Origin of the sequence: Nocardiopsis sp. NPDC006938, from assembly GCF_042869555.1 — a bacterium.
GTDB lineage: Bacteria > Actinomycetota > Actinomycetes > Streptosporangiales > Streptosporangiaceae > Nocardiopsis.
The window spans coordinates 1-21,755 of the sequence record NZ_JBIAGA010000016.1 but is presented as its reverse complement, the minus strand read 5'-3'; the positions used below and the strand labels follow the sequence as shown (position 1 = coordinate 21,755).

Below are 21,755 nucleotides of genomic sequence, written 5' to 3'. Positions count from 1 at the left end.
TCGACGCGGGCCGGGTTCGGCAGCGCGTTGACGGGATATGCCACTAGCGTGTGAACTAGGCCATCAGCGATGGTTACGGACCCACGTGACGGGCGATGAAGAAGCCCGGCATCGTTGTGACAACTGCTTCGTGCAGGCAAGATTGAGAAAAACCATCTGTGGAGGAGAACTTTCGTGAGCGCGACCGCGGGCCAGGCACAAAGCGAACGCGGCTTGGCTGACCGACTCGGATTCAAGCCGGGTCAGGTGGTGCAGGAATTCGGGTTCGACGACGACGTCGACGAGGGACTGCGCGCATCCATCGCCGAACTCACGGGCGAGGCGCTGGTCGACGAGGACTACGACGGTGACGTCGACGCGGCACTGCTGTGGTGGCGTTCCGACGAGGAAGGCGACCTCACCGACGCTCTGATGGACACGGTGACGACCATCGCCGACGGCGGGACCATCCTGGTCCTGACCCCGAAGGCCGGTCGTGAACTGCACGTGTCCCCGAACGACGTGGCCGAGGCCGCCACCACCTCGGGCCTGTCGCAGACCAGCGCGGTCAGCATCGGCGCCGACTGGTCGGGCACCCGCCTGGTCGTTCCCAAGCGGTGACGGACACCACCCGCACAGGGTGAGAGGTCCGGCGTCGCGCGTCCCGGCAGACACGGACGCGCGGCGCTGAGGGGCGCCCGCCGACCGGCGGGCGCCGGACCCGGCCCGCACGGGCCGGACGACACGGACACGAGCATGACCGACACCGTCACCGCGGGCGCACGCGCGCCCGAGTTCAGCCTTCGCGACCAGTACGGGCAGGACACCGCCCTGGGTTCCCTGCGGGGAGGCCCCGTGCTCGTGGTCTTCTACCCGTTGGCCTTCTCCGGAGTGTGCTCCGGGGAACTCGCGGACCTGCGCGAGCGCCACGGCGACCTCGCGGCACTGGGCGTGACGGTCCTGGCGGTCTCCGTCGACTCGACCTTCGCGCTGCGCACCTGGTCGGACGCCGAGGGGTTCCCCTTCGCGCTGCTGTCCGACTTCTGGCCGCACGGCGCCACGGCCCGGGCCTACGGGGTCTTCGACGACGAGCGGGGCGTGGCCCGCCGGGGTACCTTCCTGATCGACGCCGAGGGCGTCGTCCGCTGGTCCGTGCGCACACCCGTGGACCGTCCACGGGACGTCGACGAGTACGTGGCCCGTGCCCGGGACCTGGCGGGATAATACGGGCGCGGACACCACCGCGAAGCGGTATGATCTCTCGCGACGCATCGGGCGCGTAGCTCAGTTGGTTAGAGCAATTGCCTTACAAGCAATAGGCCAGGGGTTCGAGTCCCTTCGCGCCCACCCGACCCGGAACGACCCGCGGTTCGCCCGCCGGGTCGTTCCGTCGTTTCGGGGTGACCTCGCCCCGGGACCCCGGGGATGCTCCCAGCGGCCCTGCAGGCGCGATCGGGGCCGGTGAGGCCCCCGGTTCGCACGGAAGGGCCGCACGCCGTCTCCAAGCCATCAAAGGGCCGGAGAGGCGTGGTCGTCTCCGGCCCGCCCAGTGGTGACCGCGCCCCGTCTTTCGCACGTGGAAGCGTGCTCGCCCCACGGTCCGCCGTTGCGCATCCGCAGGGCGATCCCGACCGCAGACGGGCAGGGGCCCGTCAGCGCTCGAAGCCGTCGTCAACGCCTCGGCCCGGTGTGCTGCCTCTGGGGGAACTCCCGGTGCCCCGCGACAGGGGGCCGTACGGGAGGCTTCCTCGCTGGACCGGGCCCTGGGCCGCACCGGAGGCGCCGGACGAGGACCGTCCGCTCCGCGCCAGGTCCCTGAGTCGGGAGGCGCTGGAACGAGGCGGAGCGTTCCGCGCGAGACCGGAGCGAGCGGCCGCCTCGGCGGTCCTGGCCGTTTCCGCCCCCTCGGGAGTGCCGCGCATCTGCTCCCGGAGGGCCGCGTCGATGGGTCGGCGAGGAGCGGTCGTCTCCGCCACCCGCCCCGAGCGGCGCAGGTTCCGCTGATCCGTCTCCGCGTAGTCGACGGCCTTTTTGACCATGCCGTCGAGGGGCTCGGTGCGCACCTCGGGGTCGGTGCTGCGCATGTAGGAGACGATCTTGTCGAAACGCTCGGTCTCCTCGGGGGTGGGAACCCTCTCGCGTTCACGGACGATCGCCTCGCGGGCCCCGAGTGGATCGCGCATGGCACCGTCCGGACCACGGTGGTTCTCGTAAAGCACCCCACCGTCACGGTTGACCACGTAGATGTGGGCCACCTTGCCCGTGGACTCGAGTTCGTGGGCGATGCGGGGGCCTTTGGCGTAGGACGAATCGTGTGCTGCGGCTTCGACCCATCGACCGTATCCCCGCGACGGGTCGTCGCGTCGCCGCTGGTAGCGGTGGGCGACGCCCACCAGGCTGTTCGACTCATGGGTGGCGACAAAGACCGCGGTCGACTCGTATCCCCGCTCGTGGAACCCGTCGAACCAGATGTCGGCGTGCTCGTTCGCCCAGAAGGGATGACTGGTGACCACGTCGTACGTCGGTCCCCCCTCGTCGCCACGGAGATGCCCCAGCAATTCGTCGTCGAGTCCGTGAGGCAATCTGCTCTCGACCGAGGCCTGTCCCTGGAGACCGTTGTCACGCATGATTTCCGTGAACCGGGGGTGGATTCTGGCGTTGTCGTCGCCGTCGTAGGAGGCGACCGACGGTCCCAGCGCGTTGGCCACCCTTTCCTGGATCGTCGACTTGCCGGAGCCCGGTTGGCCCACGATGATGATGAACCGGGGTGCCTTCTCGGGTGGTCGGTCGGGGAGATTCCTCGGCACGAGGGCACGGATGCGCTGCTGCTTGTTGGCCTCGAGCGCGGCTATTTCTTCGGAGACATCTGATTCGCTCATGGGTGGTTGCGACCATTCATCTCGCGGAGGCGTTCGATGAGGGCGGGATATTTCGCCGCAATCGGCCGCGCCACGTCCACGTCCATCCACGTCTTGGATCTCAGTAGATCGGCATGCCTGTTGCTTTCCTTCTGGAGTTTCTCCTTCCTCTCGGAGTCAACTTCCTTGAAAGCCAGGTTCGAGTACAAATACATCGCCGTCTCGATGTAGTCCTTCGCGTCCTCTTTCATCTGAAGGTAGTCCATCAGTTCCATTCCCTCGGGTGGGTAAGGGAGAGGCTTGTTGGTGGGTTCGTTTTGGTTGTCCTTATTGTTGTTCACGGTGCCTTCCTCGTTGGATGTTGGTGACGTGTCCATATTACCAGTTTCTGGTTCGACCATGGCTGGGCTCCGTGGTCCCGTTTCCTCATTTGGTCGGGCTTGGAGAGCTCATGGTGGGGCGGGGTGGCCGACCGGGAATCGTCGTGACCGACGTGGATCTATCTCATGGCCCGTTCATATCGTTCGATTTCTGCTCTCCCGGGTCCATGGTGCCTCGCGCCCGTCGCACGAAACCGTTCGCGTTCGGGGAGGGCTGCTCTTTTCGGGCCATGTGCGAGAGCTTCGCCGCCGTGGTCGACCTTTCCGAACCGGGTGCCCGCCGCAGTTGTTCTTCCAGTGCCGCGCCGAGCGGCTTGCGGGGATCGGAGGAGCGCTCCGCCCTTCTCTTTCCTCTGCGCCGCAGATCCAGGTGGTCCATCTCCGCCAAGTAGACGGCCCTTGTGACCACGGCCTCGAGGGGTAGGGGGCGCACCTCGGAGTCGGTGTCGCGCATGTCGGCGACAGCGGAGTCGAAGTCCTTGATCTCCTGGGGGGTGGGGGCTCTGATGCGCTCCTGGACGATCGCCTTTGCTGCCCCGAGAGGCTCCGACATCGTCCCGTCCGCGCCACGGTGGTTCTCGTAGAGCACCTCGGCGTCGCGGTTGACCACGTAGATGTGGTCCACCCGGCCCGTGGATTCGAGTGCGTGGGCCAGGGGTGGGCTCTTCCTGTAGAACACATCGTGCAGCGTGGGCTCCACCCACCGCCCGTATCCCTTCAGAGCGTCATCACGGTCCTTCTGATAGCGGTGGGCGATACCGAGCAGGCTGTTCGACTCGTGGGTCGCGGTGAACACGACTGTTGTCCCATACTCTCGGGTGCTGAACGCGCGGAGCCAGGATGTGACCCCCTCAGGTCGGGCGAAGGGGAAGCTCGCGACCACGTCGTACTTCGGTCCGCCTGAGACGCCGCAGAGGTGGCCGAGCAGCTCTCCATGGAGGGAACCGGGCAGCTCGCGCTCCACGGCGGTCTGGCCCTGGAGGCCGTACTCGCGCATGATCTCCGTGTAGCGCGGATGGATCTCGGCGTTGTCGTCCGAGTCGTACGAGGCCGCCGAAGGCCCGAGGGCGCACACCACCTTTTTCTGGATCGTCGACTTCCCCGCACCCGGTTGGCCCGTGACGAGGACGAGCTGTGGTCGCTCGCCCGCCCGGCGGTTGGGTGCGTCTGTGGGAACCAGGTTCTCGATCCGGGTTCGCTTGCGCGCATGGAAGATCTCGGCTTCCGTGAGCTTCTGGTCGGACATCAGACGTTGCTCTCACTGAGTCGCGTACGAAGTGCCTGGATGAGTCCCGGGTATTTCGCCACAACGGTCTTGGCCGTGCTCGTTTCCATCCAGTCCATGGATTTCAGTAGTCCGGAGTGCCGCTTGCTCTCGACGTCGTATTCCTTCTTCTTCTCCGGGTCCTTTTCGGTGAGGGCGAGATCGGAGTACAGGTATCCGACCATCCTGATGTAGGATTCGGCTTTCTCCGTCAGGTGGAGGTATTCCATGAGTTCCATCCCCACTGGCGGGGAAGGGCGGGCGCGTCTGGGGGAGGGATCGCTCGCGCGTCCCTCTCCTGTGTTGTTCACGGGGGGCAGGCTCCTCGCCGGTCGAAAGACGTGTTGATAATAGCAACGGTCTTTCCTCCTGATGGGGACGCCCTGGTGTCGATGGTGGTTCGGTGAATCGGGGACGATCGCGAAATGTGAGCCGTCGTCTCACTCTTCACTTTTCCGGCGCGGAACTCCTCTCCGGGAGAGCGGGGACCCGCCGACGCGCGGGGCCGGTCGTGGCGGGTTGGCGCCGTGCCCACCGGGGACACGTCCCGGCCGGACCGGTGAGCCCCGGGGGCGACACTAAAGAAGAGAGGGCGGCGGAAGGCCTCTGCCGGGTGCGGACGCCGGGCTGGGGCCCTGGCGTGGCTCTTCACCCATGCCGACGGCGGCGGAGGGGGCCTTCGGCGACCCACTCCGCCCCGGCGCCCCTGCTAGAGCCCCCAGCGCCGCCTCAGGGCCGCCGTCCGCTCGCGGCACTCCACAGCCGTCCACACCAGCGCCGTGACCCCCGCGACGAGCGGGTCGGCGGTGATGCCGGGCAGGTGGGCGCGGACGAGGGCGTCGAGTTCCGCGACGCACTGCGGCCGGTCGGGTGTGCGGGAGTCTCTCGGCTCGCCTGCGTCGGTGGCCGCGACGATCCGCCTTCCCAGGTCCTGCGGTACGGACGCCAGCAGCCGTGCGGCCAGATCGGTGTCCACGGCGCGGAGCACAGCCGACCCCTTCTCGTCCCGCACGCTCATGCTCCGCCACCAGCCCGGGGGCGGTACCAGCCCCGTCCCGGCCGCGTAGCGGTGACAGTACGCCTCGACGCCCATGCTGCCGCCGGAGGCGCTGCGACCGATCCGGAAGGCGGCCAGCACCCGGCCTCGGTCGTCCACCACCTCCTGGTGGACCAGGCCCGCCCGGCGGACCGTGATCTCTTCGGAACCCGGGAAGCGAAACCGCTCCTCGGAGGACTCCCCGGGGCCCTCACCCCGCTCGTGCGTGCACCTCTCGTACGTCGTGTCCCCGGCGAACAGGGCCGGGAGGCACACCGAACACCACCGGCGTTCCAGATAGGTCGACGAGTAGGTCGCCAGGACCGGCCCGAGGCGATCGGTCCGGACCTGCCTCATGGTGTACCCGGCGCCGAAGGCGTCGCCCTTGTTGACCAGGTACAGGTCGGGCCCGCCCTCCTCCAGGCGGCACGAGTGCGCGGGTTCGGGCAGCTCCTCCAGCGCGGGCAGGTACAGTTCGTCGGCCACCCCGCCCCGCAGGGTCGCGGCCAGGGAATCCGCCGGGCGGACACCGGCCAGGATCGGCGCGGCCCGCTCCACGACCCAGTCCGGGGGGTCCACTTCCAGGAACCGCTCCGCTGCGTGGACGGCCGCGTACACCGTGGGGAGCCCGGGAGTGCCGGGTTCGGACATCCCTCCCCCATGGTCCTGGAGGATGTCGTCGACGACGTCCGACACCCCGGGAGTCCGAACGAGTGCCCCCGCGTACCGCGCGTACCGATCCCGGAACTGGAGTTCGTGGGGGCGCGCGTCCTCGGGGATGAGGGAGCCCTTCGAACGCCCGAAACCGGCGGTGTGGGCGAACCGGGCGGTCCCTTCCACCGCGCACCTCAGGTGCTGACGCCACTCGGGGTCGGCCGCGAGCGCGTCGAGCCCCAGGGGCCCGGTCCCCAGGGGGAGCCAGCTGTACAGGAACACCGGGTTCAGTCCCAGCTGCTCGTGTGTCTCGGAGAAGCCGTGGCCGCTGAGCGGAAGCCCACAGGACACGACGAAGTCCAGGCTGCGCAGAGGTTGGACCTCGTGCCAGCTGACCGGAGACAGCAGCGGAGCTGCGTCCGCTGTCAGGCCCGCCGCACGCAGCGCCTTCCCGGCCCGCCGGAGCGGTTCCCGGACCCCCGCGTCCGGTTCCGCCATCCCCGCGTACGTGCCGAGGAACGCGTTTGCCCAGGCCCGCACCTCGCCCCCGGTGATCCCCGACCTGTCCCCGAAGGGCTCGGTCACCCCCGTCTCCCGCAGGACGCGGGCCCACAGCGCGGCGGCGGTCGCCTTCGCCCGGGCCGAACCCCCGGAAGGGGCCGGGACCTGGAGGGTGAGGTCCCTGCCCACCCGGGGGTCCTCGGCGACCATCGTGCGCAGCAGCGGCAGCAGCGTCGTCCAGGTCCTGGCCGGTGCCAACGCCAGGGAGCCGTTGGCGAGCAGGGCCCGGACCGCGCGCCGGTCGGCCTCGGGATCGTCGCTTCCGGTGCTTCCCGGGACGATGCCCGCCGCCTGGGCCAGGGCCGTCCACCCCGTGGCCAGCTCCTTGGAGGCCCGGTCGTGGTTCTCGCACCACGCGATCACCAGCTCTCGGTGGCGGCGGTAGGCCTGAGCCGGGTCCAGCCGCTCGCCCAGGGCCTTGGCGTGGGAGGCCAGCGTCCGGGGGAGTGCCCCGGGGACGGGGAACCGGGCGTAGGCGAGGACGACCGCGTCCTCGTCCACGTCGCCGAGGTCCCGTTCCGCCGTCCTGGCCTGGTCGTGGAACCCGGTCGCGTAGACGGCGTTCCCGGCTTCGGCGAGGAGCCGGGCGCACTCGTCGAGGAAGAGGGGGCGCAGAGCGGGAGCGGTGGCCGCCAGGTCGTCGGAGGCCGCGGTGAGGGCCTTGCGGGCCCGGCCCGGCTTGGAGTTGGCGATCTCCGTCTGGGCGCGCAGCAGTGGCAGGAGCGCGACCGCCCGGTCGACGAGGTCGGGGTGATGGGCGGCCACGGCCGCGAGGAACTCCGGTGCGCGGCTCCGTGCGGCGCCGACCTCGGTCTCGAACCGTCGGACCAGCCCCATGGTGCCTCCGGCGGCGAGTCTTCCCGACACCGAGTGCTCGGGGACGAGCGCGACGACCTGGTGGTCCAGCGCCGGGTGCGACTGTCCGAGCGCCACCAGCCGATCCTCCCCGTGCAGAGTGGGGGCGGGTGCCACCCCCTCGGCGCGGAGCAGCTCGGCCCGGTCACCCAGCGCGGCGCCGGACGCCACGGGGACGCGGTCGCGGGTGCGGTGCGGCTGGCCCGCGACTTGCCGGGGCGCCCCACCGGGGTGGTTCTCCCGGGCGGTCGAACTCTCCCGGTACAGCTCCATGAGGAGGTTCACCCCCTCGGACCAGGCGACGTCGTCCACGGGCCCCGCCTCGATGTGCCAGGCGAGGTCGTACACGCTCACCAGGGCCTCCGGGCCCTGCCAGCGCAGGTCGAGGGTCAACGGGATCGGGCCGTCCCGGTGATCGGCCCCGTACAGCCGGAAGTGCGCCCTCTCGTCGCGGACGCGTCCCCGGAGCCGGTTGACGCGTCGTTCGAAGGTGGCGCCGTAGTCGTAGGAGAACGAGGTGCTCAGACCGACATCGCGTGCGTCGGGGGACAGGTCGTCCGGGCGCCGCCACACGGCGCGGCCGAGCTGGAGGGAGGCGTCCGCCGAGCCGTCCCGGTCGGCCAGCGCACGCCACCCGGTGAGGTCGGTACCGAGCCGTACCGGGTGCGGCAGGGAGACGGTCACCGCCGAGGAGCGGAAGGGGACGCCGTCCAGATCCAGGAGTTCGATCGAGCCCGCGTCCCCGGCGTCACGGAGCAGGCCGGGGGTTCCGCGGCCGGAACCGTCCTCGTCGGGGACGACCACCACGTCGCGCAGTGCCCGACGCCAGACCGGGTCGGGCCAGACGGCGGCCAGGAGGGCCGTGGGCACCGGCAGCGAGCGCAGCACCCACGTCCGGACCAGGTCGAGGACCTCCTCCTCGTGGCCCACCAGGTGCGTGCGCAGGTCACGCAGGGCCACGACGCCGGGGTCCGCGCGCAGGGAGGTGGGCACACGGGCCAGCTCCCGCCCCTTGGGGTTGCGGCAGACCACCGTGGAACCGGAGCCCTCACCCCGTACGCACGCCGTGTATCCGTCGCCGACGGTGATCCAGCCCATGCCGCTCCCTGTGTTCGTGATTACGTATGCCTGTGACCTGTGCGTCCGTGGGACCGTGACCCGTGGGGCCTGTGACCCGTGCCGTGCGTCCGTGCGCCCCAGGTGTGCGTGTGCCCGGCGTGGCGCCCGCGCGAGCCGACGGGTCGCATGGTGGCAGAACGGTGTGACACATCGTGATCCGGGCCACCGCGGCTGGTTCGGGGTCGTTCCCTGTTGCTCCTGCGGGGCGGGGCGGCACCCCCTAGAGTCGGTTCCGTCGGCCCCGCGACGGCGCTCCCGTAAGGGATCGCGGCCTTCCGGCCCGGCGCACCCCCCAATGGAAGACGGACCCAGGGACACGCATGGTGGCATGGGAGACGGCCGCGCTGAAGGCGGCGGGAACGGTCGGCAGCAGGGCCGGGAGGGCCTGGCTGGCCCAGAGGTCGGCGGCCGCGGATCGGGACAAGGACCTCACGGAGCTCATGCGGATCACCTTCCGCGACGTGCTCGCGCGGCGGAAGGTCGAACACCAGCTGGACGGGATCACCCTCGCCGTGATGGAACGGCTCCAACCCCTCTGCGAACAGGAGTTCCGGGGGTTGGACGACGCCGACCGCGCCGCCGTCCTGGCCGAGCTCTCCGACACGCTGGAACGCGCCGACCTGTCCGACGAGGCGGTGCTCGGCGCCGACGCCGACCCGGCCGAGCTGGTCCGCCGCATCCGCTCCCGCATACCGCGTGGACACCTGGTGCGGGAGTTGGGCGAGGCCGGTGCGCGGATGTTCGACGTGCTCCTGGAGGAGTGCTGCGACGACCTGCTCCAGATCGTCGTGACCCTGCCGCAGTTCACCCCGCGCGCCACCGCCGAGACGCTGTCGCGGCTGACCGGCCTCTCCGAGCAGGTCGCCGCCGCCCTGGCCCGGATACCCCGGCGCACCCTGGACGCCCCCGAGGGCGAGGACGACGACGCGGAGTTCGACCGCCGCTACACCCGGCACGTCAGCCAGGTGCTCGACACCGTGGAGCTGTTCGGTGTCCAGGTCAAGCGGTACCGGCCCCGCACCTCCCTGAGCGTGGCCTACATCAGCCTGTCGGTGTCCGCCCGGGCACGGCGCCGGGGCCATGACGCGGACGGCCGGGGGCACCTGTCGCTGTCCGGAGAGGAGGACGCCGGTGCCGAGGAGCCCGGGACCGCCACCATGCGGGTGGAGAGCGCCCTGGGCGACGCCCGGCGCACACTGGTCCGGGGTGAGGCGGGTTCCGGTAAGAGCACCCTGCTGCGCTGGTTGGCGATCACCGCCGTGCGCGAGGGGTTCGACGGCGAGCTGGCGGAGTGGAACGGGTGCACGCCCTTCCTCGTCAAGCTGCGCAGCCACGCGCGGGGGGACCTGCCCGGGCCGGAGCGGTTCCTGGAGGGCACCGCCGACCCCCTGGCGGGCCTCATGCCCCGGGGGTGGGTGCACCGGCGGCTGCTGTCTGGGCGGGCGCTGCTGCTGGTGGACGGGGTCGACGAACTCTCCACCGCGCAGCGCAGGAAGGTGCCGAACTGGTTGCGCGACCTGCTGGCCGCCTATCCCGGAGTGCGGGTGGTCGTCACCAGCCGCCCGGCCGCGGCCAGCGCCCGCTGGTTGGCGGCGGAGGGGTTCACGACCGCGCACCTGGAACCCATGGGCCCCTCCGACCTGCGCGAACTCGTCCGCCAGTGGCACCGGGCCATGGCGGAGGTGCCCCAGCTGCCGTGCGCGGTGGAGGACCTGCCCGGCTACGAGTCGTCGCTCCTCGCGAGGTTGGAGGGGGCGCCCCACCTGCGTTCCCTGGCTGCGACCCCGCTGCTGGCGGCGATGCTGTGCGCGCTGAACCTGGACCACCGGACACGGCTGCCCCGGGACCGGATGGGTCTGTACGCGGCCACCCTGGAGATGCTGCTCGACCGGCGCGACGACGAGCGCGACATCCCGTCCTTCCGCGACGTCGAACTGGACTACGGGCAGAAGCTGCGGCTGCTCCAGGACCTGGCGTGGCGGCTGTCGCTGTCGCAGCGCTCCGAGCTGCCCACGGCCGTGGTGCTCCGGCAGGTGGAGGAGCGCCTGTCCACCATGCCGGGGGTGCGGGGCGAGCCGGGGGCGGTTACGGAGTTCCTGCTACAACGCACCGGGACGCTCCGCGAACCGGTGGAGGGCCGGGTGGACTTCGTGCACCGGACCGTGCAGGAGTACCTGACCGCCAAGCAGGCGGTCTACGACCACGACGTCGAACTGTTGGTGCGCAAGGCCCACCTGCCGAGCTGGCGGGAGACGGTCGTCATGGCCGCCGGGCACGCCAACCGGCCGCAGTTGGAGGAGCTGCTCGGCGGGGTGTTGGCGAGGATCGACGCGGAACCGCAGCACGCGCGCACACTCAAGCTGCTGGTGGCGGCGTGCCTGGAGACCGCCCCCACGGTGCCGGTGGGGCTGCGGGAGGCGATCGACGGGTGCGTGGACGACCTGCTCCCGCCCCGGGACCTGGCGACGGCCCGGTCTCTGTCCACGGCGGGGGAGCGGGTGCTCGACCGGTTGCCGGAGAGCCTGGCGGGGCTGACGGACGCCCAGGCGAAGGCGACGGTGCACGCGGTGGCGCTGGTCAACGGCGACCGGGCGTTGGAGGTCCTGGCGCGGGAGGGGTACCGGAAGGACGGGCGTGAGGTGGTCCAGCGTGCGTTGCAGGACGTATGGGGCTACTTCGAACCGGACGCGTACGCCCGCAGGGTGCTGGCCGACGCGCCTCTGGAGCACGGCAGCCTGCGTGTGGGAAGCGACGCCCAGCTGGCGTCCCTGCGGCACTTCCCGGGGTTGAGATCGCTCAGAGTGGACGGCCTCGTCCTGAAGGACGTGTCGTTCCTGGCCGGGCTCTCCCAGTTGGAGGAGCTTCAACTGTCGCTATCGCGGCTTGTCGACGCCGGCGACCTCGGCCGACACAGCGCGACCCTGTCCCGTCTCCAGCGGTTGTACCTGGGATCGGGGGCGGTGCGGGGACTCGACGCCTTGGCGGCGCTGCCCGGCCTTCGCGACGTTCACCTGTCCTTCGGGGGAGTGCGGGACGACCTGGGCCTGGTCGCCAGGCTGCCCCCTCTGGACAGGCTGAACATCACGGGCCTGGACGCGGTCACGGACTACTCGCCGCTGCTGTCCCAGGACCGGCTCAAGGACCTGTGGTTGTACGGGAGCCACCGGCTGGAAAGGGTGGACCACCTCCCCCTGACCGGACGGATGAAGTGCCTGTCCCTGGCCCATTCGAACCTGGACTGCCGCCTGGGCGACATCGTCGACCGGGCCGGTCAGGTCGACGATCTCAGTCTGGTCGAGTGCTCGTGGGTGGACGATCTCGGCCCGCTCTCCCGACTGGATCTGAGGACGCTGTTCCTCGACGGCCTGAACGTGGTCGACGACCTCGGGTTCCTGGAGGGCCAGAACGGCCTGGTCCAGCTCAACGTGAAGGACACCCCGGTCTCGTGTCTGCGTGAGTTGGAGGGCATGGAGAAGCTCGCCCACCTCCATCTGGAGGGGTGTGTGAACATCACCGATCTGACACCACTGGCGGCGGCGACGTCTCTGCGGACCCTGGCACTTCGGGATGCTCGCCCGGGGCTCGACATCGCTCCCCTGGCAGGGTTGAAGGGCCTGACGATCGGTATTCGTACCGGCCAGGAGGTCAAGAACAGAGAGGCGTTCACCGGGAGGATCATCGAGCGCGAGTAGCGGGTGCCTCCGACTCGTGTGCCGGACGCGACACGTGTCCGTGGCTGCCGAGCCGATCCCCGGCGGACGACGGCCACCGTCCACGAAGCGGGGCCGGGTGCGACGGGCCGGAAGGGGGCACGGCCGACCCTGCGTTCGTCTCACCCCTGCGGCCCTCCCACCACTCCCGCACCCACCCCTCCCAACCACCCCCACACCCCCCTCCTGCGGAGATTCGGTCACCACTCGCCCGCACCCTCCGACAGCACGTCAGAACCGTCCGGTTGTGGCAAACCTCGCGTCTGAGCACTCCCAGCGGGCCCAGGGCGCACACATTTTGTGGAGATCCCACAAAGCCTCGGCTCCGGCGTGAGCAATTCGGGACATTGGTGTCCCCCAAGGTGATCCACCAAGCTAGAGGGCAGGTGCAGGCGGCGCTCCGAGATCCGGACGTCGCCTTCTGCGTTGCAGTACTTGGGAGGGGCATTCGGTGTTCAGTCGTGTCGCCATCGTCAACCGTGGAGAGGCCGCGATGCGGCTCATCCACGCCGTCCGGGACCTCTCGGCGGAAACCGGGGCCCGGATCGAGACGGTCGCCCTCTACACCGACGCCGACCGCAACTCGACCTTCGTCCGCGAAGCCGACGTCGCCTACGACCTGGGACCGGCCTCGGCCCGCCCCTACCTCGACCTCGCCGTCCTCGAACGCGCCCTGCTGGAGACCCGGGCCGACGCCGCCTGGGTCGGCTGGGGCTTCGTCGCCGAGGACCCCGCCTTCGCCGAACTGTGCGAACGGATCGGCGTCACCTTCGTCGGCCCCAGCCCCGAGGCGATGCGCCAGCTCGGTGACAAGATCGGCTCGAAGCTGATCGCCGAGGAGGTCGGTGTCCCCGTCGCCCCCTGGAGCCGGGGCGAGGTCGCCACCCTGGAGGAGGCCCTGCGCGCGGGCGACGAGATCGGCTACCCGCTGATGCTCAAGGCCACGGCGGGCGGCGGCGGTCGCGGCATCCGCATGGTCGCCTCCGCCGAGGACCTCACCGACGCCTACGAGCGCACCAGCCAGGAGGCGCTGCGCGCCTTCGGCTCCGGCGTGGTCTTCCTGGAGCGCCTGGTCACCGGCGCCCGCCACGTCGAGGTGCAGGTCATCTCGGACGGCCAGGGCACCGCCTGGGCGCTGGGCGTGCGCGACTGCTCCGTGCAGCGCCGCAACCAGAAGATCATCGAGGAGTCCGCCTCCCCGGTCCTGGAACCCGAGCAGGCCGCCGAGCTCAAGGCCTCCGCCGAACGCCTCGCCGTGGCCGTCGGCTACCGGGGCGCCTGCACCGTCGAGTTCCTGTACCACCCCGGTGAGCGGCTCTTCGCGTTCCTGGAGGTCAACACGCGCCTCCAGGTCGAGCACCCCATCACCGAGATCACCACCGGCACCGACCTGGTCCGGATGCAGCTGTACGTGGCCTCCGGCGGCAAGCTGGAGGGCACGCAGCCCGAGGAGGTCGGGCACGCCGTCGAGGCCCGGCTCAACGCGGAGGACCCCGACCGCGACTTCGCGCCCTCCCCGGGGCGCATCTCCCGCCTGGACATGCCCTCCGGCCCGGGCATCCGCGTCGACACCGGCGTCCGCGAGGGCGACAGCATCCCCGCCGACTTCGACTCGATGATCGCGAAGATCATCGCCTACGGCCGCGACCGCGACCAGGCCCTGGGCCGCCTGCGCCGCGCCATGGCCGAGACCACCGTCATCATCGAGGGCGGCGCGACCAACAAGAGCTTCGTCCTCGACCTGCTCGACCAGCCCGAGGTGATCGACGGCAGCGCCGACACCGGCTGGATCGACCGCGTGCGCGCCGAGGGCCGCCTGGTCGCCCACCGGCACTCGGCCATCGCCCTGGCCGCCGCCGCCATCGAGGCCTACCGCGACGAGGAGGAGGCCAGCCGCCAGCAGCTGCTCTCCACCGCGCACGGCGGCCGCCCCCAGGTGCAGCACGACACCGGCCGCCCCCTGGACCTCAAGCTCCGCGGGATCGGCTACCAGGTGAGCGTCGCCCGGATCGGGCACAACCGCTTCCGTGTCGGCGTGTCCGGCGGCGGCGACGTCCACCCCGCCGACGTCGAGGTGGAGCGCTTCGACGCCAACAGCGGCCACATCACCGTCAACGGACGCCGGTTCCGGCTCGTGTCAGCCACGCACGGCCCGGTCCACCTGGTCGAGATCGACGGTGTCACCCACCGGGTGAGCCGCGACGAGGGCGGCGTGGTCCGCTCGCCCGCCCCCGCGCTGGTGGTCGCCACCCCGCTCGCCGTCGGCGACGAGGTCGAGTCGGGCGCCCCCATCCTCGTCCTCGAGAGCATGAAGATGGAGACGGTGCTGCGCGCGCCGTTCCGCGCCCGGGTGCGCGAGTGCCCGGTGGCGGTGGGCGGCCAGGTCGAGACCGGGGCCCCGCTGATGCGCCTGGAACCGCTCGGCGACGACGACGCCGAGGACAGCGGAGACCAGGCGGAGAGCGTCGAGGTCGACCTGCCCGAGCCCGTTCCGGCCGCCTCCGCCGCCGAACGCGCCCAGCGGGGCCTGAGCGACCTGCGCGGTCTGCTGCTGGGCTTCGACTTCTCCCCGGAGGAGCGCACCCGTGTGCTCGCCGACTACCTCACCGCCCGCGACGGACTCGACTCCGTGCTCGTCGAGGGCGAGCTCGACCTCCTCACCGTGTTCGCGGACCTGTCCGAGCTGAGCCGCAACAAACCCGGCGGCGCCGTCGACGCCGAACAGGACCACCGGGTGCACAGCCCCCGCGAGTACTTCCACAGCTACCTCCAGAGCCTGGACGTCGAGCGCGCCGGGGTCATCGAGGGCTACCAGACCAGACTCACCCGGGTCCTGGCCCACTACGGGGTCACCGACCTGGACCGCACCCCGGAGCTGGAGGACGCGGTCTTCCGGATCTTCCTGGCCCAGCAGCGCATGGGCGGCTACGTCGCGATCGTGTCGGACCTGCTGCGCCGCTGGCTGGCCGACGCCCCGCCCCAGGAGCCGCTCGCCGAGCGCGCCGGGCTCTCCCTGGAGCACCTGATCGAGGCCACCCAGGTCCGCTTCCCGGCCGTGTCCGACCTGGCCCGGGGCGTGGTGTTCCGCTGGTTCACCCAGCCCCTGCTGCGCCGCAACCGCGCCAAGGTGTACGCGGCCGTCCGCGACGAGCTGCGCCACCTGGACCGCGAGCCCACCTCCCCGGACCGCGCCGAACGCATCCAGACCATGGTCGCCAGCTCCGAGCCGCTGGTGCGCCTGATCGGCCAGCGGATCGGCCGCCCCGGCAAGGACCACGCCGCCCTGCTGGAGGTGCTGACCCGCCGCTACTACGGCAACCGGGGCCTGTCCGAGGTCACCGCGAGCCACAGCGGCGGCTGCCAGCTGGTCACCACCGAGCACACCAACGCCCAGGGCGTGACCCGGGTGGTCGCCACCGCCGTGGACCTCGCCGACCTGCCCGACGCCCTCGGCGCCGTCGCCCGGCTCGCCGCCGACGCCCCTGATCACGGCCTGGTCGCCGACCTGTACGTGACCTGGGAGGACCAGCCCGACGCCGACGCCATGGCGGTGCGCCTGAGCCAGATCCTGGCCGAGCACACCCTGCCCAAGGGCGTGCGGCGCGTCACCGCCACCGTCGCGGGGACCAGCGGCGCGGTCATGCACCACCACTTCACCTTCCGCCCCGAGGACGGGGACCTCGTCGAGGACCGTCTGATCCGTGGCCTGCACCCGCAGATCGCGCAGCGGCTCCAGCTCCAGCGGCTGCGGGAGTTCGACCTCACCCGCCTGCCGTCCGCCGACGAGGAGGTCTACCTCTTCAAGGCCGTGGCGCGCAGCAACCCGTCCGACGAACGGCTGATCGCCCTCGGGCAGGTCCGCGACCTGACGGCGCTGCGCGACGCGGACGGGCGCCTGGTGGCGCTGCCCGCCGTCGAGGGCACGCTCGCCGCCTGCCTGGACGCCATCCGCAACATCCAGGCGCAGCGCCCGCACAACAAGCGCTTCGACACCAACCGCATCCTCATGTACGTGTGGCCGCCCACCGAGCTCGGTATCGACGAACTCAACTCGCTGGTCGAGCGCATCCTGCCGACCACCGACGGCGCCGGGCTGGAGGAGGTCCAGTTCGTGGCCCGCCAGCGCACCGAGGCGGGCGAGCTCACCGAACTGGCCGTGCGGGTCGCCCTCGAACCGGGCAGCGACGCCCGGGTGCACGTCGGCGAGCCGTCCACCGAGCCGGTGCTGCCCCTGGACGACTACCGCCAGAAGGTCCTGCGCGCGGCCCGGCGCGGCACCGTCTACCCCTACGAGCTGACCGACATGCTCACCGGGGCGGAGGGGACGTTCGTCGAGCACGACCTCGACGAGAACGGCGTGCTCGCGCCCGTCGACCGGCCCCGGGGGCACAACTCGGCGGCGATCGTGGCCGGCGTGGTCACCACGCCCACCGAACGCCACCCCGAGGGCGTCACCCGCGTGGTGCTGCTCGGCGACCCGACCAAGGCGCTCGGCGCGCTGTCCGAGCCGGAGTGTTCGCGCGTCATCGCCGCGATCGACCTCGCCGAGAGCATGCGGGTACCGCTGGAGTGGTTCGCGCTCTCCGCCGGTGCGCGGATCTCGATGACCTCCGGCACCGAGAACATGGACTGGGTCGCGGCCGCCCTCAAGCGGATCGTGGAGTTCACCCAGGACGGCGGCGAGATCAACATCGTGGTCGCGGGGATCACCGTCGGCGCGCAGCCGTACTGGAACGCCGAGGCGACCATGCTCATGCACACCAAGGGCATCCTGGTGATGACGCCGGACTCGGCGATGGTGCTCACCGGCAAGCAGTCGCTGGACTTCTCCGGCGGTGTCTCCGCCGAGGACAACTTCGGTATCGGCGGCTACGACCGGGTGATGGGCCCGAACGGCCAGGCGCAGTACTGGGCGCCGAACCTGCCCGCCGCCCGCGACGTGCTGATGGCGCACTACGACCACACCTATGTGCTGCCCGGTGAGGAGGGCCCGCGCCGCGCGGCCACGACCGACCCGGACGACCGGGACGTCTCCGGCTTCCCGCACGCGGTGGAGGGCAGCGACTTCACGACGGTGGGGGAGATCTTCTCCGCCGAGCACAACCCGGACCGCAAGAAGCCGTTCGACATCCGCACGGTGATGCGTGCCCTCGCCGACCAGGACCACCCGGTGCTGGAGCGCTGGGCGGGGATGGCCGACGCCGACACCTCGGCCGTGCAGGACGCGCACATCGGCGGGTGGCCGGTCTGCCTCGTGGGTATCGAGTCGCGCTCGGTGGCGCGGCGCGGGTTCCCGCCCACCGACGGGCCGGACACCTACACGGCGGGAACGCTGTTCCCGAGGTCGTCCAAGAAGACCGCGCGGGCCATCAACGCCGCCTCGGGCAACCGCCCGCTGGTGGTGCTGGCCAACCTGTCCGGGTTCGACGGGTCGCCGGAGTCCATGCGCAAGCTCCAGCTGGAGTACGGCGCGGAGATCGGCCGGGCCATCGTCAACTTCGACGGGCCGATCGTGTTCTGCGTGATCTCCCGGTACCACGGGGGAGCGTTCGTGGTGTTCTCCAAGGCGCTGAACCCGAACATGACGGTGCTGGCCCTGGAGGGTTCGTTCGCGTCGGTGCTGGGCGGCGCGCCCGCCGCCGCGGTGGTGTTCTCCGGTGAGGTGAACAAGCGCACCGCGACCGACCCGAGGGTGACCGAGCTCCAGACCCGGGTGTCCGAGGCGGGGGCGGCCGAGCGGGCCGAGCTGAACGCGGAACTGTCGGAGGTGCAGGCCTCGGTGCGGGCGGAGAAGCTGAGCGAGGTCGCCACCGAGTTCGACGGTGTGCACAGTATTCAGCGTGCTGTCGAGGTGGGGTCGGTCGACGCCATCATCAGCGCTGCCGAGCTGCGGCCGAGCATCATCGAGGCCATCGCGAAGGGCATGAAGCGCTAGAGGACGGTTTGATGTGAGGACGGCCAGCTCCGCGAGGGGCTGGCCGTTCGCGTGTCCAGGGGGTGGGGGAGTTCCGGTTGGTTGGGTGAGTGGCAACTTTCTGATGAGTCCGGACCGGTACGCCCCCGAGGCCGGAAACCCAGAGCATCGAGGGGGCGCCGGTGCGCGAGATCGAGGTGAAGTACCGGGTGGGGTTGGGGAGGTGTGGGTTCGAGAGGGGCCTGGTGTGCGCGGCCGTAGAGTGGGGCGCGGCCGCGTCAGAGCTGAGGTCTATCGTGGTGGGGACAGCGGTTTGGGGTCTGGTGGAGGATGTGTTCGATCAGGTTCGGCCCGGGCCGTGAATTCGAAGGTCAAGCGGAGATAACGGTCCGCGTTGTCGCAGGTCGTTAAGCGTGAGCCCCACGCACGTGGGGATGGACCGGTCGTCGTGATGCCAGGGGGTGCCAATCATGAGTGAGCCCCACGCACGTGGGGATGGACCGGTGCGTTCCCACCCCGCGAACACCGGCATCGAGTGAGCCCCACGCACGTGGGGATGGACCGGCGGGGGCTGAGGCCTCGGAGCTGATTCTGTCGTGAGCCCCACGCACGTGGGGATGGACCGAACAGCCAGATGAGGGCCCGCCCGGCGTAGACGTGAGCCCCACGCACGTGGGGATGGACCGCGTGTCGGCCGACACCTCACCGGGCCACGGGTGTGAGCCCCACGCACGTGGGGATGGACCGCGGCCGTAGCGGGCGATCTGGTCTTCGGAGAGGTGAGCCCCACGCACGTGGGGATGGACCGACAGCGTGTAGGGGTGAGTCCTGGTCGTGGCAGTGAGCCCCACGCACGTGGGGATGGACCGCCCCGCCTCACCGCTGATCGCAGCGGACCGAAGTGAGCCCCACGCACGTGGGGATGGACCGGACTACCTGCGGCCCTGGGCCGCTATCCCCGTCGTGAGCCCCACGCACGTGGGGATGGACCGGCCTGGTACTCCTGCCCTGAGGACGACCACGAGTGAGCCCCACGCACGTGGGGATGGACCGGCTGAACACCCCGGGCGCCCTCCCCCTGCGCTGTGAGCCCCACGCACGTGGGGATGGACCGGCGGCCAGCCCGTAGGCGGCCAGTTCGGCGGCGTGAGCCCCACGCACGTGGGGATGGACCGGAGCTGCGTCCGGTGATCACAGAGGGGGCTGAGGTGAGCCCCACGCACGTGGGGATGGACCGCGCTGGTGTCGACGCCTGGGTCGCCGACACCCGTGAGCCCCACGCACGTGGGGATGGACCGCGGATCATGCGGCGACGCTCCTGTTCTCGGTGGTGAGCCCCACGCACGTGGGGATGGACCGGATCCGAGATGGCCCACGTCCTCGACGACGCCGTGAGCCCCACGCACGTGGGGATGGACCGTCCTGGGCCGCGCTATGGGCGAACGCCCACCAGTGAGCCCCACGCACGTGGGGATGGACCGCGCATGACCGAACGCTCGGTGTCGCTGTAGGGGTGAGCCCCACGCACGTGGGGATGGACCGACGTCCTCAAGGTTTTCGGGCACGGGCGCGTCGTGAGCCCCACGCACGTGGGGATGGACCGTAGTAGCTGGGGAGTGCGTTGGGGTTGGTCCAGTGAGCCCCACGCACGTGGGGATGGACCGGGGTTGGCGTGGTCGCCTCGTACCATGGTGTCGTGAGCCCCACGCACGTGGGGATGGACCGCGCCATGCGTCCACCAGGAGCACGCTCCCGCCGTGAGCCCCACGCACGTGGGGATGGACCGAGATCGACTTCCTCGGCGTCGCCGGACCTGAGTGAGCCCCACGCACGTGGGGATGGACCGCGTGTCGGTGACACCCAGGAGTCCTACGACGAGTGAGCCCCACGCACGTGGGGATGGACCGACCCCAGCTGCACCACACCCTGACCCGACAGCGTGAGCCCCACGCACGTGGGGATGGACCGGAGCCGTGATGGACCTGGACGCGATCGGGCAGGTGAGCCCCACGCACGTGGGGATGGACCGCCAGTTGGCGGCCCATCTGACCAGCGGCGACGGTGAGCCCCACGCACGTGGGGATGGACCGCTGTCGTCCTTGAGCCCGGCTTGGCGCTCCCGGTGAGCCCCACGCACGTGGGGATGGACCGCTCTCCAGCTCGATGATCGTTGGAGTCTTCTCGTGAGCCCCACGCACGTGGGGATGGACCGCTTGGCGAGTCCCTCGCTCCGTGGGGCGCGGAGTGAGCCCCACGCACGTGGGGATGGACCTCCCTTGCTCACGGCGCGGCCCCCTGGACCTGGGTGAGCCCCACGCACGTGGGGATGGACCGTTGGTGACGTCAAGGGACAGCTCCGCGTCCGAGTGAGCCCCACGCACGTGGGGATGGACCGAAGCGGCTGGCGAAGTTCAAGAGGGACATGGCGTGAGCCCCACGCACGTGGGGATGGACCGCCCCCACTCCCCGCAACGGCGTTGCGGGGAGTGTGAGCCCCACGCACGTGGGGATGGACCGGCGACCGGCCCGGAGTAGACCAGGTGCCGAAGGTGAGCCCCACGCACGTGGGGATGGACCGGAGCGGCCCCGATGCCCGAGATCCAGCAGCCGGTGAGCCCCACGCACGTGGGGATGGACCGGTGACTATCACCGGCAAGGCCCTGAACTCCTCGTGAGCCCCACGCACGTGGGGATGGACCGTCGCGGGCGGCCTTGGCCTGCTCCTCGGTGAGGTGAGCCCCACGCACGTGGGGATGGACCGCACACACCCGAGAGGCCTCGCGCCATGGACGAGTGAGCCCCACGCACGTGGGGATGGACCGACCTGGACGGCACGCACGCTCTCGTCGCAGACGTGAGCCCCACGCACGTGGGGATGGACCGGCGGCGTCCAGCTGAGCGGCCGACCGCAAGAAGTGAGCCCCACGCACGTGGGGATGGACCGTGGGTCGAGCGCGCCCTGAACGCCGACGTCGAGTGAGCCCCACGCACGTGGGGATGGACCGTGGACCGACTGCACCTTCCCCGACCGGTACATGTGAGCCCCACGCACGTGGGGATGGACCTGGCGTCCACGCTGCGTTTGCGCTGGGTGGTCGTGAGCCCCACGCACGTGGGGACCCCTTGGACGTTCCGTGATGGACCTGTTATGGCCTGAGGCGAACAGTACCGTGAACGGTCCGTGTTCATGGTTGGCTTCGTCGGGGCACTGATCTGTGGAAAGCACTAGGGTCCACAAGATCGCGATTGTCCAGTCTCAATGGAGGTCAACATTTGGCCGGGCAGTGTATTTATAATTAAGAGATCATCTCAAAAGCCCTGCGAGATGCCCCTGAGCCTGGCATGATCACGTCCTGTGAGCGATGTGTTGCCCGATGGGCTCTGGGAGATCGTCCAGCCGCTCCTGCCTCCCGCGCCGCGGACCG

General features: G+C 70.6%; 10 protein-coding genes, 1 tRNA gene and 1 CRISPR repeat array. Of the genes, 6 read left to right on the top strand and 5 right to left on the bottom strand.

The features are described from left to right. Nucleotides 1–174: 174 nt before the first annotated feature. The 3 genes from ACFYL4_RS21585 (at nucleotide 175) to ACFYL4_RS21575 (ending at nucleotide 1,326) form a co-directional block, all read left to right on the top strand. A complete protein-coding gene (locus tag ACFYL4_RS21585; RefSeq protein WP_357761797.1) occupies nucleotides 175–600 on the top strand; it encodes a DUF3052 domain-containing protein in 426 nt (141 codons plus the stop codon). A 135-nt stretch (nucleotides 601–735) separates the two neighbouring features. Beyond that, entirely contained in the window at nucleotides 736–1,203 is a 468-nt protein-coding gene (locus ACFYL4_RS21580; protein ID WP_387520380.1) for a peroxiredoxin, read from the top strand. Nucleotides 1,204–1,252: 49 nt separating this feature from the next. Next, nucleotides 1,253–1,326 (top strand) — tRNA-Val (locus ACFYL4_RS21575). A gap of 305 nt (nucleotides 1,327–1,631) precedes the next feature. Here the strand turns inward: ACFYL4_RS21575 and ACFYL4_RS21570 are convergent. The 5 genes from ACFYL4_RS21570 to ACFYL4_RS21550 all read right to left on the bottom strand — a co-directional run bounded on the left by ACFYL4_RS21570 (nucleotide 1,632) and on the right by ACFYL4_RS21550 (nucleotide 8,685). Further along, complete coding sequence (locus ACFYL4_RS21570) at nucleotides 1,632–2,858, bottom strand: zeta toxin family protein (RefSeq protein WP_387520378.1); 1,227 nt, start codon at nucleotides 2,856–2,858, stop codon at nucleotides 1,632–1,634. Continuing rightward, nucleotides 2,855–3,238: a hypothetical protein gene (locus ACFYL4_RS21565; RefSeq protein WP_387520376.1), complete on the bottom strand. Its 384-nt coding sequence runs from the start codon at nucleotides 3,236–3,238 to the stop codon at nucleotides 2,855–2,857. The genes ACFYL4_RS21570 and ACFYL4_RS21565 overlap by 4 nt, the downstream gene beginning before the upstream one ends. A gap of 103 nt (nucleotides 3,239–3,341) precedes the next feature. Continuing rightward, entirely contained in the window at nucleotides 3,342–4,463 is a 1,122-nt protein-coding gene (locus ACFYL4_RS21560) for a zeta toxin family protein (RefSeq protein ID WP_387520374.1), read from the bottom strand. Continuing rightward, nucleotides 4,463–4,792, bottom strand: coding sequence for a hypothetical protein (locus ACFYL4_RS21555; protein ID WP_387520371.1), 330 nt, complete (start codon nucleotides 4,790–4,792; stop codon nucleotides 4,463–4,465). Before ACFYL4_RS21555 ends, ACFYL4_RS21560 begins: the two co-directional genes overlap by 1 nt. Before the next feature lie 398 nt (nucleotides 4,793–5,190). Further along, nucleotides 5,191–8,685 carry a hypothetical protein gene (locus ACFYL4_RS21550; protein ID WP_387520368.1) on the bottom strand — a complete coding sequence of 1,165 codons (3,495 nt, stop codon included), beginning with the start codon at nucleotides 8,683–8,685 and terminating at the stop codon, nucleotides 5,191–5,193. A gap of 344 nt (nucleotides 8,686–9,029) precedes the next feature. Between ACFYL4_RS21550 and ACFYL4_RS21545 the strand changes: the two genes are divergently transcribed. From ACFYL4_RS21545 to ACFYL4_RS21535, 3 genes are all read left to right on the top strand, one after another. Next, nucleotides 9,030–12,398 carry an NACHT domain-containing protein gene (locus ACFYL4_RS21545; protein ID WP_387520366.1) on the top strand — a complete coding sequence of 1,123 codons (3,369 nt, stop codon included), beginning with the start codon at nucleotides 9,030–9,032 and terminating at the stop codon, nucleotides 12,396–12,398. A 469-nt stretch (nucleotides 12,399–12,867) separates the two neighbouring features. Beyond that, on the top strand, nucleotides 12,868–18,351 hold the full coding sequence (locus ACFYL4_RS21540; RefSeq protein ID WP_387520364.1) for a biotin carboxylase N-terminal domain-containing protein: 5,484 nt from the start codon (nucleotides 12,868–12,870) through the stop codon (nucleotides 18,349–18,351). Nucleotides 18,352–18,512: 161 nt separating this feature from the next. Beyond that, nucleotides 18,513–18,692, top strand: coding sequence for a hypothetical protein (locus ACFYL4_RS21535; protein WP_387520362.1), 180 nt, complete (start codon nucleotides 18,513–18,515; stop codon nucleotides 18,690–18,692). Nucleotides 18,693–18,743: 51 nt separating this feature from the next. Further along, nucleotides 18,744–21,456: a CRISPR direct-repeat array (repeat unit 29 nt; unit sequence GTGAGCCCCACGCACGTGGGGATGGACCG). Between the last annotated feature and the right edge of the window lie 299 nt (nucleotides 21,457–21,755).